The 14,439-nt window shown below is 61.1% G+C and carries 17 protein-coding genes; 14 read left to right on the top strand and 3 right to left on the bottom strand.

Going from position 1 to position 14,439, the window contains the following annotated elements; genetic code table 11:
- The first annotated feature begins 6 nt into the window (after positions 1–6).
- The 7 genes from CHB83_RS18870 to CHB83_RS18840 all read left to right on the top strand — a co-directional run bounded on the left by CHB83_RS18870 (position 7) and on the right by CHB83_RS18840 (position 7,930).
- Complete coding sequence (locus CHB83_RS18870) at positions 7–291, top strand: hypothetical protein (RefSeq protein WP_089333758.1); 285 nt, start codon at positions 7–9, stop codon at positions 289–291.
- A 420-nt stretch (positions 292–711) separates the two neighbouring features.
- Positions 712–1,416 carry a hypothetical protein gene (locus tag CHB83_RS18865; RefSeq protein WP_179225566.1) on the top strand — a complete coding sequence of 235 codons (705 nt, stop codon included), beginning with the start codon at positions 712–714 and terminating at the stop codon, positions 1,414–1,416.
- Positions 1,417–1,449: 33 nt separating this feature from the next.
- Positions 1,450–2,433: a site-specific integrase gene (locus CHB83_RS18860; protein ID WP_089333756.1), complete on the top strand. Its 984-nt coding sequence runs from the start codon at positions 1,450–1,452 to the stop codon at positions 2,431–2,433.
- Positions 2,434–2,488: 55 nt separating this feature from the next.
- The gene (locus CHB83_RS18855) at positions 2,489–3,331 is read left to right on the top strand and encodes a hypothetical protein (protein WP_089333755.1); all 843 of its coding nucleotides are present in this window, start codon (positions 2,489–2,491) and stop codon (positions 3,329–3,331) included.
- 174 nt (positions 3,332–3,505) lie between these two features.
- On the top strand, positions 3,506–4,210 hold the full coding sequence (locus CHB83_RS18850; protein WP_089333754.1) for a hypothetical protein: 705 nt from the start codon (positions 3,506–3,508) through the stop codon (positions 4,208–4,210).
- 30 nt (positions 4,211–4,240) lie between these two features.
- On the top strand, positions 4,241–4,846 hold the full coding sequence (locus CHB83_RS18845; protein ID WP_089333753.1) for a hypothetical protein: 606 nt from the start codon (positions 4,241–4,243) through the stop codon (positions 4,844–4,846).
- 186 nt (positions 4,847–5,032) lie between these two features.
- Positions 5,033–7,930 carry a PAS domain-containing protein gene (locus tag CHB83_RS18840; RefSeq protein WP_089333752.1) on the top strand — a complete coding sequence of 966 codons (2,898 nt, stop codon included), beginning with the start codon at positions 5,033–5,035 and terminating at the stop codon, positions 7,928–7,930.
- 51 nt (positions 7,931–7,981) lie between these two features.
- Here the strand turns inward: CHB83_RS18840 and CHB83_RS23885 are convergent, their stop codons facing one another.
- From CHB83_RS23885 to CHB83_RS18835, 3 genes are all read right to left on the bottom strand, one after another.
- Complete coding sequence (locus tag CHB83_RS23885; RefSeq protein WP_179225565.1) at positions 7,982–8,152, bottom strand: hypothetical protein; 171 nt, start codon at positions 8,150–8,152, stop codon at positions 7,982–7,984.
- 195 nt (positions 8,153–8,347) lie between these two features.
- The gene (locus CHB83_RS23610) at positions 8,348–8,665 is read right to left on the bottom strand and encodes a hypothetical protein (RefSeq protein WP_143437193.1); all 318 of its coding nucleotides are present in this window, start codon (positions 8,663–8,665) and stop codon (positions 8,348–8,350) included.
- A complete protein-coding gene (locus CHB83_RS18835) occupies positions 8,665–9,354 on the bottom strand; it encodes a VIT1/CCC1 transporter family protein (RefSeq protein ID WP_089333751.1) in 690 nt (229 codons plus the stop codon). The genes CHB83_RS23610 and CHB83_RS18835 overlap by 1 nt, the downstream gene beginning before the upstream one ends.
- Before the next feature lie 192 nt (positions 9,355–9,546).
- On the opposite strand from CHB83_RS18835, the gene CHB83_RS18830 reads away from it, so the two are divergent.
- From CHB83_RS18830 to CHB83_RS18800, 7 genes are all read left to right on the top strand, one after another.
- Positions 9,547–9,870: an ArsR/SmtB family transcription factor gene (locus tag CHB83_RS18830; RefSeq protein ID WP_245855387.1), complete on the top strand. Its 324-nt coding sequence runs from the start codon at positions 9,547–9,549 to the stop codon at positions 9,868–9,870.
- A 66-nt stretch (positions 9,871–9,936) separates the two neighbouring features.
- Entirely contained in the window at positions 9,937–10,755 is an 819-nt protein-coding gene (locus CHB83_RS18825; RefSeq protein WP_089333750.1) for a sulfite exporter TauE/SafE family protein, read from the top strand.
- A 45-nt stretch (positions 10,756–10,800) separates the two neighbouring features.
- Positions 10,801–12,156, top strand: coding sequence for an MBL fold metallo-hydrolase (locus CHB83_RS18820; protein ID WP_089333749.1), 1,356 nt, complete (start codon positions 10,801–10,803; stop codon positions 12,154–12,156).
- 105 nt (positions 12,157–12,261) lie between these two features.
- Positions 12,262–12,600 carry a rhodanese-like domain-containing protein gene (locus CHB83_RS18815; protein WP_089333748.1) on the top strand — a complete coding sequence of 113 codons (339 nt, stop codon included), beginning with the start codon at positions 12,262–12,264 and terminating at the stop codon, positions 12,598–12,600.
- A 31-nt stretch (positions 12,601–12,631) separates the two neighbouring features.
- Entirely contained in the window at positions 12,632–13,273 is a 642-nt protein-coding gene (locus tag CHB83_RS18810; protein ID WP_089333747.1) for a class I SAM-dependent methyltransferase, read from the top strand.
- A 17-nt stretch (positions 13,274–13,290) separates the two neighbouring features.
- Positions 13,291–13,851 (top strand): YeeE/YedE family protein, encoded by a 561-nt coding sequence (locus CHB83_RS18805; protein ID WP_089333746.1) that lies wholly within the window; start codon positions 13,291–13,293, stop codon positions 13,849–13,851.
- Positions 13,852–14,280 (top strand): DUF6691 family protein, encoded by a 429-nt coding sequence (locus CHB83_RS18800; protein ID WP_089333745.1) that lies wholly within the window; start codon positions 13,852–13,854, stop codon positions 14,278–14,280.
- Positions 14,281–14,439: the final 159 nt, after the last annotated feature.

Genomic DNA, 14,439 nt, shown 5'->3' with positions numbered 1-14,439 from the left:
GTTACCATGTCGTTCCCCCAAAAGATATTGCTTTGGCTGTTGGCCGGGGCGTTGTCGGCCATCTACTTTTATCTCCGCAAAATCCGGAAGCTCCAGCAGCAGGGTAAATCCTGGGAGCAGCACATCGAGGAATGGAACGACAAGGTGAATGAGGAGTTTGCCGACGTGCTCGATCCGGAGCCCGCGCCTGCCGTTCAGGAGCATATATGGAAAGCAATATGTTTAGACGTGTTGCTCTGGCCTTTATCATGGATTGCATATATTAACAACTCTATATATAAGCGGGACTAACTCCGAATTGTACTTTCTTGCACTGTTACAAAATAAAAACCAGGTATTTGCACTATCTGGTTTTTTATTGTCTTTTTCAGTAATTGGTTACGATAACGCTTTGTTATCGTAACCAATTCTTGTTACTTTGAAGCTGATTCGAGATTCTATATTTTAGAATTTCTATACTCACTCGTACATCGTTGGCTATAGTTGGATTTAGAATTATCGGGATCATTTCGCTGGGCAGCTCTTAGTATTGACATTCTTTAATATATCACGCATCCATGCCTTCAGCTTCTTCCTGTCTCAGCGCATCGTACGCTGGCTGTTCCGTCGCTAACGAACAACCAATAATTTGATCAACCTTTTCACCTGCTTGACGCGCTAGTACAAATGAAGTTTTCAGGTTTTGATTTTACGTGGAATAACACGGCTACCATGTTAACAGCCATTGGGGCGGCTATTGGTATATGGGTATGGTTCAATACTCCGTCGGGTGACTTGCGAATTAAGCGGCATACTTCGCCGCTAATAGTACCCCAGTACTTGCTGCAGCATGATAAGCAGGATTCGGCCATGGCCCGCCAGGATACCTTAATGCATTGGGCCTATTACAGAACATTGCGCCTGACCCCGCTGGCTGTTCATAACCAGGTGCGTGATTCTTTTGAATTTTATAACAAAATGTACAGCCCTTTTATCCTGCAACGGCCACTGAATAGGTTTCTCGATGGCACGCCACAACTGACGGTTCTGGAACTGGAAAATGCCGGTAATAAGCCGCTGAAAGAGGTAGCTGTTCTGGCTCCGCAGAATGTGGAGTTTGAAGTAATGGGCAAGGATGGCCGAATGATCCATGGTAAATCACAGGGTAAGATTTTCTTGGACGATTTAGCCGGCAAAGAGAAGCGTCAGGTGCGGCTTTGGCATTCCAGTCTATATAGCTATGATAAGCTCCAAGTATCACACGCTGATGGTGTTGTAGAAGCAGAGTCTGCAGAGGAAGCCACCGGAATTTGGGCTATCCTTATTCGCCAACAGATGGCCTTACCCATTTACCTGCTGATTCTACTTTCTTTTTTACTGACTGCCTGGACCACCCGCAAATCCAGAGGCACTACTAGTCAAGCAAATGAGGAATAGTCCTGCACTCTACATTCTCTAGTAGGCACTTACATGAGCATGCACTTACCTACGGCCTTGTCCGACGAAACGCACGAGGTCGGTCCAGCTCGAAGCATAGACGAGTTTACCCAGGAAGCGACCGATTACCTGATTCGCAGTCAGCAGGGCTCCGAAAAAACCCGCCAAGCTTATGCTGGTGACTGGCAGCGTTTCGTCGCATGGTGCCAGGAGTACGGACGCATCCCGCTACCGGCGGAGGCGGCTACAGTCGGAGGCTTTCTGGTATACCTGGCCCGCGAAAAGAAGGTATCTACCGTGCGGCGTCATTTAGCTTCAATAAGCAAGGCTCACCGGCTGGCCAAGTTGCCAAACCCAGTTTTGGATGAGACGGTAAAAGACCTGATTAAGGGCATCAGTTTGCAAAAGAAGGTGGCTCCCAAGCAGGCCAAAGCCTTTACGCTGGAACATTTTAAGCGGACTGTGCAAGGTATCTCCTTGGAGCGCCCCGACGGCGTACGGGACAGGGCCCTATTGCTGCTGGGCTTTGCCGGCGCGTTTCGCCGCGATGAACTTGTAAAGCTGCAGGTCGAGGATCTGGAGTTTGACGACGACGGTTTACTCATTCGTCTGCGCGAAAGCAAAACCAACCAGCAAGGTGAATCGGAAGAAAAAGCCGTGGTCTACTCTTCTGATCGGCGCACCTGCCCCGTGCGGGCCGTAAAGGACTGGCTTCAAGTGCTGGATGCTAACGGTCGCAGCAGCGGCCCGTTGTTTCTGTCCTTCAACAAAGGCCAGCGGCTCGGTCGCAAGCGGCTCAGCAGTATGTGGCTGAACGAGTTGGTACAGCGCTACCTGGGCGCAGCGTATTCAGCTCACTCCCTACGGGCCTCATTTGTTACCATTGCCAAATTGGGCGGGGCCGACGACTCGAAGATTATGAACCAGACCAAGCACAAGACTACAGGCATGATTCGGCGCTATACCCGTATTGATAGCGTCCGCCAGCATAATGCCGTCAACGATTTAGGCCTGTAAGGAATGACCAGCAGGCGTAACCGATCATGTGTTTAGTTGCCTAAATCCGAAAACAATGTCTCTAAATAGAGTCGATTATTTGACCATCGAGCAAGTTGATACGCTAGGTGAGTATATAGCTCACTATGGCAGTAGAAGGCATTACAATTTAATGCTTGAACCAGTACTCAAAGTGGAAAGAGCAGAGGGCAAAGCTGACACCTACGTGCTTCGTCCCGGGTATTTGGATAAGGCTGTTTACTACCCCTGCCCACTACGCATTTTGTACGTTAAGCTGCATCAGATTACGCAGCAACAAAGTGGAGAAGGGTATACTCGAAAAACAACAATAGAAGCTCAGATAGACGTTTATGATAAAAGTTTGGCCAAGCATGTAAGCTATAGGCTGATACTGTCCAACTCTGGCTCTACCGTATTAGATTTCATGCAGTGCAATCGGATTTTCAATCTGATTAATCTATATGTGGACGCTGACAACCCTCTGGAGAAACTGAACCTAGCGGTATTTACCCAATATGAGCCCCGTGAAGATGATAGATCTACGCTGCTAAGAGCTGTCAATTCTTTGCAGTTCGAGTTCTTTGAAAACAGTCGCAATGTGGTAGGGAAGGATAATTATTTCTGGGAGGAAGCCGAGGTTCGCGGTATTACAAAAGACCCTTATTTGCAACAGATCATCTTAAACGGTTTACGGAAGAATTGTGAATCCTTGTATGTCAAAGACGATCATATACTGCTGACATTCGCCCACGACAGGGCCTATTCTCCTTCATTCTCCAGGAGAAAAATGGAGAGTAGGCCTGGGGGAGACACCAGCATTAAGGATGATATCAAATTCGAGCTGGCAAAGAATTATGATAGTCGGACGCACTTGCTCAGTAAGTTAAAAAAAGAGTAGAAGGATAATGCACCGGTGTTACACCTGCCTACATACGTTGGAGAGACACGATGTAGTATATGATGCCTTTGTACAGTTAGTGCTAAGTCCTGAAGATTGGACGGCCTGGGAAGCGGGAAAAGTGCAATACGCCCCGCAACGCCAACAGGGTGCCGAGTCTTACTATAGGATACCATGACCATGACAAACGAAAGCCTGAGTCGCCTACTTGACCGGGCCAATGGTGCAGAAGGCCCTGAAATCATCATCCAGCGGCCGTTGACGAAAAGCGTTAGCTGGGCGCGGGTTTGGCTGGCTATGCCACGACCCGACGAGTCTGATTCCATGCAGCATGGCAACAAAGCGTACTTAATTCGCAACGGGCAACAGTACGTCGGCATAGTGCTCGACCACGGATTCGCAGATCTGCACGTATTCGTGCCGCCGCCGCATCGCGGCCAGCACTACCTAAGCAACGCTCTGCGCGATGTAATCCTACCACACTTGCTGCAGGACCGCCAGGAACAGCGAATTACTATCAGCCGAAACTTTGGGCAAGAGACTTTCCAGGCTGCGGAACGTGCCGCCCTCGCCGCCGGCTTTATGCTGCTGGAGTTGGAGGAGGATGAGGAGAACGTGGCCACGCTTCAGTTTACCACAAGGCAGGTTTTATCCGAAATCAAAGGAGAAAACACACGGCCGACTCAACAGCGACTTACCCAAATTCGACAGCAACTTGCCTACCATGCGTCCTGCCTGCATATGCTCAGCGCTGAGGTAGAATTATTGCTCGGTGATAAGGTTCTGCCAGAAGATATCCGCGACCTGGCCAGCGAGGTGCATTACCTGCGCGAGCGAATTGAATCAGCGGCCTGGGACCTGGGGCCACCGCTTGAATAGCCGAGCCGTTGGTAGTACCTTTCTTCCCTGATGCTTAGACTACTTCTTACCCTGTCGCCGATAGTATTCCTTTCCGTCCTCACAGGATGTAACGTTGATAGTTCACCACAGGCTGAGGTCAATCATTCGGTGCCCACAGTCGCTAGTGAAACGGTCGAGGTAGTTCCGACCTATCCTATCAGCCCTTCTTCTGCATTTTCGCGGCGGCTCCGCAACGTATTCATCCGCCAACTAACCTGCAGCAGTAAGCAAATTCGGTTGGGCGATTCAATCGATGTTCAGATCAAGGAGGCCTGGCTAGAACGGAAATGGGAGCCCCAAGGGGGCGGGCTTTTTAGCGAACCGGATTACACTCATGGTTTTGCCCTTGACACGTTGACCAGCACACCGCGCACGCAGCTCGTAATGGCCATTGCGTCTAACTCAAAACTAGGCCACTTTGATACCTATTCTTGGGTACTTGCCGATGCGGAGGATCATTACTTCCGCCGCATCTTTAGCCGCACGGATAATGTACTTCACATTGCGCTGAAAACGAGTAATCTGGATGACCCGCATAAGTTTTATATCCGTGCATGCCTGATGCCGAAACAGCTTTGCGAATCTGTAACGCTCGATTCCCTTACGCTTCGCTAATTAAGGCGTGTATACGGGGTAGCGCAAGAGTAAGAACAGAAATTCCCGTTAGCCCTGCTGAGCGGCGCGGCGCGGGACGCTTGCGGCCGGTGCGTACCTGCTTGCCTTTCGCCATCTGAGCAGGGTAGCAACCCAGCCGCCAAAGCCCTACCTTCGGCCTGGCCACCGTTCTACCTGCGCACCACTATGTCCCTTAGTCCCGACGTGGAGCTGCTGCTGGCGGCCCTGCCCCAGCCCTGCCTGCTGCTCTCCCCGGCTTTCGTGATTGAGGCCGTCAGCGACGCCTACCTGGCCGCCACGCTTACCCGCCGCGAGCAGCTGGTGGGCCAGACCATCTTCGCCGCTTTCCCCGACAACCCGCAGACGCCCCAGGCCCAGGGGCCGCGCAACTTGCTGGCCTCGCTCCAACAAGTGCTGGCCACCGGCCAGCCCCACCAGATGGCCCCGCAGCGCTACGACGTGCCCGACCCCGCCCGCCCCGGCCAGTTCGTTGAGCGGCACTGGCAGCCGCGCAATTCCCCGGTGCTCGACGCCCAGGGCCGGGTGGCGCACCTTCTGCACGTGGCCCAGGACGTGACGGCCGACGTGCAGGCCCACGCCCGCCTGCTCGACAGCCAGGCGGCGGCCGAGGCCGCCCGCGCCGAAGCGGAAATGCAGCGCCAGCGCTTTTACGAGCTGCTCATGCAGCTGCCCGCCCACGTGGCCGTGCACGAAGGCCCCGACCAGGTGTTCACCCTCGTCAACCCCTACTACCAGCGCCTGGCCCCGGGGCGCGACCTGCTGGGCCAGCCCATCCGCGAAGCCTGGCCCGAACTCGTCGGCCAGGGCATTCTTGACGTGCTCGACGGGGTGTACCGCACGGGCGAGCCGTTCGTGGGCACGGAGCTGCCGTTTCAGGTGGACTTCGCGCGCGCCGGCCAGCCGGAGCAGGTGTACTTCAACGCCTTCTTCCTGCCCCTGCGCGGCCCCGAGGGGCAGGTGCGCGGGGTGCTGGACTTTTCCTACGACGTGACCGAGCAGGTGCGGGCCCGCCAGCAGCTGCAGCAGCTCAACCAGGAGCTGGAAGCGCGCGTGGCCGAGCGCACCGCCCAGCTGGCGGCCGCCCTGGCCCGGGCCGAGCAGCAGCACCAGCTGCTGCACCAGCTGCTGGGCCAGGTGCCCGCCAGCCTGGCCGCGCTGGCCGGCCCCGAGCACCGGCACGTGTTCAGTAATGACGCCTACCGGGCCTGGACCGGCCAGCGGGCCGCCGAAAACGTCCCCCTGGCCGCCTGCTGCCCCGAGCTGGCGGCGCAGGGCTTCGTGGCCCGCCTCGACGAGGTGTACCGCACAGGCCGGCCCTTCGCGGAGGCGGAGCTGGCCCTGGCCCTGCACGACCCCGCCACCGGGCAGCGGGTGCCGCGCTTCGCGGACGTGCTCTGCCAGCCGCTCACCGACGGGGCGGGGCAGGTCACGGGCACGCTGGTATTCAGCGTGGACGTAACCGAGCAGGTGCGGGCGCGCCGCCAGAACGAGGCCCTGCAGGCCCAGGTGCTGGCCGCCGCCCAGGCCCAGGCCCAGGAGCGTGAGTTGCAGCGCCAGCGCCTGCACCGCTTCTTTGAGCAGGCCCCGGCCGCCGTGGCCATCCTCAGCGGCCCCGACCTGGTCTACGAGCTGGTGAACCCCGGCTACCAGGCGCTGTTTCCCGACCGCCCGCTGGCGGGTCAGCCGCTGCTGCGGGCCTTCCCCGAAATTGCCGGCCACCCCGTCCACCACACGTTTCGCCAGGTCTACGAAACGGGCCGCACGCACCAGGAGCTGGGCATGTGCATCCCGGTGGCCCGCACCGCGGGCGGCCCGCTGGAGGAGCGCTACTTCAACTACATCCAGCAGGCCCGCCACGACGAGCACGGGCAGGTCGACGGCGTGCTGGTCTTTGCCTTCGAGGTGACGGCCCAGGTGCAGGCCCAGCAGCGCGCCGAGCGCAGCGAAGCCCGCTTCCGCCACCTGGCCGAAACCACGCCCATGGTGGTGTGGGAAGCCGACGCCCAGGGCCAGACCACCTACCTGAGTCCGCACTGGGAGCGGTTTACCACCGCCGCCAACGGCCAGGGCCTGGGCTGGCAGCAGTACGTGCACCCCGACGACCAGCAGCCCTTCCTGCAGGCCTGGCTGGCGGCCGTGGCCGGCGGGCAGCCCTTTCAGGCCGAGCTGCGCCTGCGCGTGGCCGCCACCGGCCAGTATCGCTGGCACCTGGACCGGGCCGTGCCCGTGCTGGGCACGGCCGGCAACGTGCTGCAGTGGGTGGGGGCCGCCATCGACATCCACGAGCAGAAGCAGGCCGAGCAGGGCTTCCAGGACGTGGCCCACCAGCTCACCGCCGCCAACGCGCAGCTCACGCGCACCAACCGGGACCTGGACAACTTCATCTACACGGCCTCGCACGACCTGAAGTCCCCCATCACCAACATCGAGGGCCTGCTGCTGGCCCTGCGCCAGCACCTGGCCGAGGACGGCCCCGCCCAGGCCCTGGTGCCCCAGCTGCTGGACATGATGCAGGGGGCCGTGGAGCGCTTTCAGCTCACCATCGCCCAGCTCACCGACCTCACCCGCCTGCAGCAGGCGCCGGACGAGGCCCCCGAAACCGTGGACCTGACCGCCCTCGTCGAGGCCGTGTGCCTGGACCTGGGGCCGGCCCTGACCGCCGCCCGCGCCCAGGTGCAGGTCGACGTGGCGGCCTGCCCGACCGTTTCCTTCACCCCCCGCCACCTACGCAGCATCGTCTACAACCTGCTCAGCAACGCCGTTAAGTACGCCGACCCCGCCCGGCATCCCGTGGTGCAGCTGCGCGCCCACTGCACGCCCCGCGCCGTGTTCCTGGCCGTCACCGACAACGGGCTGGGCCTGACGGAAGAGCAGCAGGCCCAGCTCTTCGGGTTGTTCCGGCGCCTGCATTCGCACGTGGAAGGCTCCGGCGTGGGGCTGTACACGGTCAAGAAAATCGTGGACAACGCCGGCGGCACCATCACCGTGCGCAGCCAGCCGGGGCAAGGCAGCACGTTCACGATTCAGTTGCCGCTGGCCGCGGGGGAACCCGCCGCCGGATAGGGGTGGGCGGCCGTCGCCCTGGCTCGCGGCAAGCGCCCCGGCCGCGCCGGGCTACTGGTCGTTGCCCGCCCACAGCGTGCGCAACTGCTGCTCGGCCTGCGCGTGCAGCTGCTGCAGCCGTCGGTGCCGGCGCCGCAGCGCGCGGTAGCGCCGCTGCAGCCCGACGGCTACGCCGCTGACGACGAGTAGCAGTCCACTTAGTGCAAGTTCCAGGCCTGTCATCGGATACAGGATAAGAGTAACCTATTACCCCGGCTGCCTCCGCGGCCGGTGGGCACCGCTGCTCGTTGTTGCTGGGCCACCCAGCAACAACGAGAATTTTTCGCGCCAACTACCGAACTTTTCGGCGGCCGATGGGGTATAGCCGCCGGCTGCTACTGGCTGTCCTGCAAGGTATTCGCTATGGGAGTATACGTTTTATTCTTGTTGTTGGCGTGCTGCCTGGCCTGCTTCCGGCAAGGGGTATGGCGGCGCTACACCGCCCACGAGGTGGCCCGCTGGCGCACGCCCCCGGCTCCGTCCGCGCCCCCGGTACTTTCCCGGCCCGCACCGTCGGCCGCCGTATTGCCCCGCAGTCCGGCCACTGCCCCGCGGGTTGCCCGCTCCGGGCAGTGCCAACCGGCAGAGTAGGCCCGCCCGGGGCTTCCCGGTCCGGTCCGGGCGGTAGGAGTAGGGCCAAGCCCGGTTCTCCCGCCGCGCCGGCCGCCCCACCATAACCGGCCGCGCGTCTTTCATCAGGGCGTTACCTGAAACAGCCGCCCGACAACCGCCGTGAGGGCCATGGCCAGCACGCCCCAGAACGTGACGCGCGCGGCGGCTTTCCCCACGCCGGAGCCACCCACGTAGGCCGCCAGCCCGCCCAGCGCGGCCAGAAACAGCAGCGACGTAATCGACACGGACCAGGCCAGCGTGGCGGCCGGGGCCACCAGAATCACCAGCAGCGGCAGCGCCGCGCCCACCGTGAACGTGCCGGCCGAGGCCAGCGCGGCCTGCACCGGGTTGGCCGAGAGGAGTTCGGAGATGCCCAGCTCCTCGCGGGCGTGGGCGCCCAGCGCGTCGCGGGCCATCAGCTGCTCGGCCACCTGCGCGGCCAGCTTCGGTTCCAGGCCCCGCTCGACGTAGATGGCGGCCAGCTCTTGGTGCTCCCCCTGCGGGTTGTTTTTCAGTTCCTGCCGCTCCCGGGCCAGGTCGGCCGCTTCCGTATCGGCCTGCGAGCTGACGGACACGTACTCGCCCGTGGCCATCGACATGGCCCCGGCCACCAGGCCGGCCACGCCGGCCACCAGCACGCTTTCGCGCGAAGCGCTGGAAGCGGCCACGCCCACCACCAGGCTGGCCGTGGAGATGATGCCGTCGTTGGCCCCCAGCACGGCGGCCCGGAGCCAGCCGATGCGGTGCGTGCGGTGTTGCTCCAGGTGTCGCATAGCAGAGAGGAAATAAGGTGGAAAGAAGGATGAACACGGTACGTACGCAAGTTGCCGCGAAACGGCGGGCCGGGCGGCCAGTCGCCGGGCCGGCAGCCAGCCTTTTTCGCCGCGCGGAACCAACTCGCCACTGGACGGGTTAGCGCCGTGTATTTGACACATGAAGATTGTTTCATACATTTGCCCCATCCCATGAGCACTCCCCTCCCTGCGCCGGCCGTTGACCTGAACCTGACCACCGAGAAGATGGAGAAGGTGGCCTTTATCCTCAAGACCACGGCCCACCCCACGCGCATTGCCGTGGTGCAGCTGCTGGCCAGTCAGGGCAGCCTGGCGGTATCGGACATCAGCGAGCAGCTGGGTGTGGAGCAGAGCCTGCTGTCGCACCACCTGACGGGCATGAAGCTGAAGGGCATCCTCAGCAGCACCCGCGACGGCAAAAACATCTACTACTCGCTGAAAATGCGCGAAGTCATCGACGTGATTCAGTGCCTGGCCACCTGCACCTTTTTGTAAGCCAGCGCGGCTTTTTTTTGCCGTAATACATGAACAACCTTTCATAATTACATACGTTACCCCCGCATGCTTCCTTACTTCGGCTACTTCGCCGCCATCTTCATTGGTCTCTCCCTGGGCATTATGGGCGGGGGCGGCTCCATCCTCACCGTGCCGGTGCTGGTGTACCTGATGGGCGTGAGCCCGGTGCTGAGCACGGCCTACTCGCTGTTTGTGGTGGGCAGCACGTCGGTGGTGGGCGCGTGGGGCTACTTCCGCAAGGGTCTGATGTCGCTGAAAACGGCCCTGGTCTTTCTGATTCCCTCGCTGCTGGCCGTGTTTGCCGTGCGCAAGGTGCTCATGCCCGCCATCCCGCACGAGTTGTTTACCCTGGGCAGCATCGTCTTTACTAAAGACTTGCTGGTGCTGGTGGCCTTTGCCGTGCTGATGGTGGTGGCCGCTGTGTCGATGATTCGCAGCAAGCAAGCTGAACAGGTGCTGGACGAGGAATTGCCCGCCAAACACGCCTTCAACTACCCGCTCGTGCTGGGCATCGGCTTGGTGGTGGGCACGCTCACGGGCTTCGTGGGGGCGGGCGGGGGCTTCCTGATTATTCCGGCGCTGGTACTGGGCGCCCGCCTGCCTATGAAGTTGGCCGTGGGTACTTCCCTGGCCATCATTGCCCTGAACTCGCTGATTGGCTTCACCGGCGACCTGAGCGCGGGCACGCCCATTGCCTGGTCGTTTCTGGCGGGCTTCCTGGCCTTTGCCCTCGGCGGCATCGTGCTGGGCACCTACCTGGCTCGCTTCATTCCGGGGGCCAAATTAAAGCCCGCGTTCGGCTGGTTCACGCTGGCCATGGGCACGTTTATTCTCCTCAAAGAGCTGCTGTTTCAGCACAGCTAACCACTCCCATTTCGCTTTCTCTCACCCGTTTTTTTCGTTTCGACCATGAAAATCGAACAGTTTGAAGACAAGGGCCTGGCCCATTTCTCCTACGCCATTCTCAGCGAGTGCGCCCGCGAAATCGTGCTCATCGACCCCGCCCGCAACCCGCAACAATACTACGACTACGCCCAGGCCAACGACGCGAAAATCGTGGCTGTCATCGAAACCCACCCCCACGCTGACTTCGTGAGCAGCCACCTGGAAATTGCTCAGACCACCGGCGCCGTCATCCGCGTAAGCAAGCTGCTGGGGGCCGATTACCCCCACGAAGCGTTTGACGAGGGCCAGGACTTTACGGTGGGCAAGCTCACGTTCCGGGCCCTGAACACCCCCGGCCACTCGCCCGATTCCATCAGCATCGTACTCCGCCGCGAGGGCTATGATGAAGCGGTATTCACCGGCGACACGCTCTTTATCGGGGACGTGGGCCGGCCCGACCTGCGCGAGAGTGCCGGCAATATGACGGCCAAGCGCGAAGAGCTGGCCAAGCAGCTGTACCACTCGCTGCGCGACAAGCTGATGAAGCTCGAAGACACCGTGGTGGTGTACCCCGCCCACGGCGCGGGCTCGCTCTGCGGCAAGGCCCTGAGTGGGGCCAGTCTCAGCACCATCGTCGCTGAAAAGTTCGGCAACCCGATGCTGCGCGAGCTGAGCGAGGCAGACTTTGTGCAAGAGCTGCTGGCCGACCAGCCGTTCATTCCCAAATACTTCGGCTACGACGTGACCCTCAACAAGGCCGGCGCGCCCGCCTACGCGCCCAGCGTGCGGCAGGTGCCGCGCCTGGCTCCCGGCACGGCGCTGTCAGCCGGCGTGGTGGTCATCGACACGCGCCCCGAAGCGGAGTTCAAAAAAGGCCACGCAGCAGGCGCTATCAACATCCAGCAGGGCGGCAAATTTGAAACCTGGCTGGGCTCCATCGTGGGGCCGGAAGAGTCGTTCTATCTGCTGGCGGCCGACGAAGCCACGCGGGAAGACCTGATTCAGAAAACCACCAAAATCGGCTACGAGCCCCTGATTAAGGGCGCGCTGGTGGGCACGCCCGCCACCGAAGCCACCATGCCCGTGCTGGACGTGGCGCAGTTCCGGGAGCACCCGGAGAACTACACCATCGTGGACATTCGCAACGCCACCGAGCACCGCGAGGAGCCCATTTTCGATGGTTCTATCAACATTCCCCTGCCCGAGTTGCGTGAGCGGGCCAGTGAGATTCCCACCGGTAAGCCGGTGGTGGTGCACTGCGCGGGCGGCTACCGCTCGGCGGCCGGCGCCAGCATCGTGGCCGACGCGCTGCCCGGCACCGAAGTGCTGGATTTGAGCGAGGCCGTGAAATCCTTTCAGTCCGCTTCGGCGACCTACTAACTCCCAACCCATTACCCGGTAAAGAAGAATCCCCGCCAGCACGCCCTGCTGAGCGCAGCAGAAGCACAACGGGCTGTTTTTCTTGCCATTCACTCAACCTCCGCCATGTTCGGCTTCCGTAAATCTTCCGCTCCTGCTTTCCAGAACCTCACGCCCGCGCAGTTTGCCGAGGGCCTGCGCCAGCCCGGCGCGGTGCTCGTGGACGTGCGCCGGCCCGACGAGTTTGCCGGCGGCCACCTGCCCGGCGCAATAAATATCGACGTTACGGCGCCTGACTTCGGCCGGCGCATCACCGCCCTTTACCAGACCCGGCCCACCTTCGTGTACTGCCGCAGCGGGGCCCGCTCGGCCAACGCCGCCGGGCAGCTGGCCGCCGCCGGCTTCGGGCAGGTCAGCAACCTGCTCGGCGGGGTGCTCGACTGGCCGGGGCCGCTGACGCGCTAAGGCTTTTCACCCCGGCTTTTTCACTTGTTCTATGAATGTATCACCCGATTCGCGGCAGCACTGGGAGGCGCTGTACGCGGCCAAGCAGCCCCACGAAATGAGCTGGACGCAGCCCGTGCCCGCTACGTCGTTGGCGTTCATTCAAGCCCTGGCTCTGCCCCGCCACGCCCCCATCCTGGACGTGGGCGGGGGCGACAGCCGCTTGGTGGACTTCCTGCTGGCCGACGGCTACCAGGACCTGACCGTGCTGGATATTTCCGGCCGGGCCCTGGCCAATGTCCGGCAGCGGCTGGGCGCCGCCGGCCAGGCCGTTCACTGGCTGGAGGCCGACATCCGCACGGTGGAGCCCGACCGGCGCTACGCCCTGTGGCACGACCGGGCCGCTTTCCACTTCCTCATCAACCCGGCGGAGGTGGGCCGCTACCTCGAAACTGCCCGCCAGGCCTTGCTGCCGGGCGGGTACCTGGTGCTAGGCGCCTTTGCCCTCGATGGCCCCGGCCGATGCAGCGGGCTGCCGGTGCGCCAGTACAACGAAGCCTCGCTGACGGCGCAGATGCCCGCGGGCTTTGCCCGGCTGCGCTGTCAGTCGGCGGTGCACACCACCCCCTTCGACACCAACCAACCCTTCGTGTTCTGCGCCTTTCGCCGGCTAGACGAACCCCTCGCTTCCTAACCCTCTTTTTTGTGTTTATGCTTGACTTTTTGCAACAACCCTGGCCCTGGTACGTGGCCGGCCCGTTGATTGGTCTGACCGTGCCCGCCCTGCTGCTCATCGGCAACAAGGCCCTGGGAATCAGCTCCTCGCTACGCCACGTGTGCGCCGCCTGCGTGCCGGCCGGCATTCCCTTCCTGACCTACAACTGGCGGGCCGAACTCTGGAACCTGGTGTTCGTGCTCGGCATTACGCTGGGCGGCTTCATCGGCTACCGGGTGCTCGGCCACCCCGATGTTATCGGCATCTCAGCCGCCACCGTGCGCGACCTAAAGACGCAGATGCACCTGACCGACTTTACCGGCCTACTGCCCAAAGAGCTGTTCGCCCTCGATAACCTAGCCAACTGGAAAGGCTGGGTGTTCCTGGTGCTGGGCGGCTTCTTGGTGGGCTTCGGCACGCGCTACGCGGGCGGCTGCACCTCGGGCCACGCCATTTCGGGCCTCTCCAATCTGCAGTGGGTGTCGCTGGTGGCCGTCATCGGCTTCTTTGCCGGCGGCCTGCTGATGACCTGGGTGATTTACCCGCTGCTGTTTTAAATGACTCTTATGAAATACCTCAAATACCTCAAATACCTGGTGCTGGGCGTAGTGTTCGGCATTATCCTCACGAAAAGCGAAGTGGTGAGCTGGTGGCGCATCCAGGAGATGTTCCGCTTCCAGAGCTTCCACATGTACGGCGTCATCGGCTCGGCCATTCTGGTGGGCCTGGTGTCCATCCAGCTCATCAAGCGCAACCGGCTCAAAACCCTCAACGGCGAGGAAATTACCATCGCTGACAAGAAATACAACCACGGCGTCTGGATTGGGGGCCTTCTGTTCGGACTGGGCTGGGCCCTGACCGGCGCCTGCCCCGGCCCCATGTTCGCGCAGCTGGGCAGCGGCGTGGCCGGCGCGGCCGTGCTGATTCTGGCCGCCCTGGCCGGCACCTGGACCTACAGCGCCCTGCGCGAAAGGCTGCCGCACTAAGGGCTTATTCCCATATTGGGATGAACTGGGACGGCGATGCGCCTCCGGCAGCAGAGCCGGCATTACGCGCTAACGGCCACGCTGCCAACGGGTGAGCAACGGCCGCTTATTGGTGGTTAGCTAGGCTGACCCAAAAATAAAGGTTCACTTTTTCATATT

Origin of the sequence: Hymenobacter mucosus (assembly GCF_900188255.1) — a bacterium.
Classification (GTDB): domain Bacteria; phylum Bacteroidota; class Bacteroidia; order Cytophagales; family Hymenobacteraceae; genus Hymenobacter; species Hymenobacter mucosus.
Note: the sequence above shows the minus strand (reverse complement) of the source record. Positions and strands in the feature narration are given on the sequence as shown.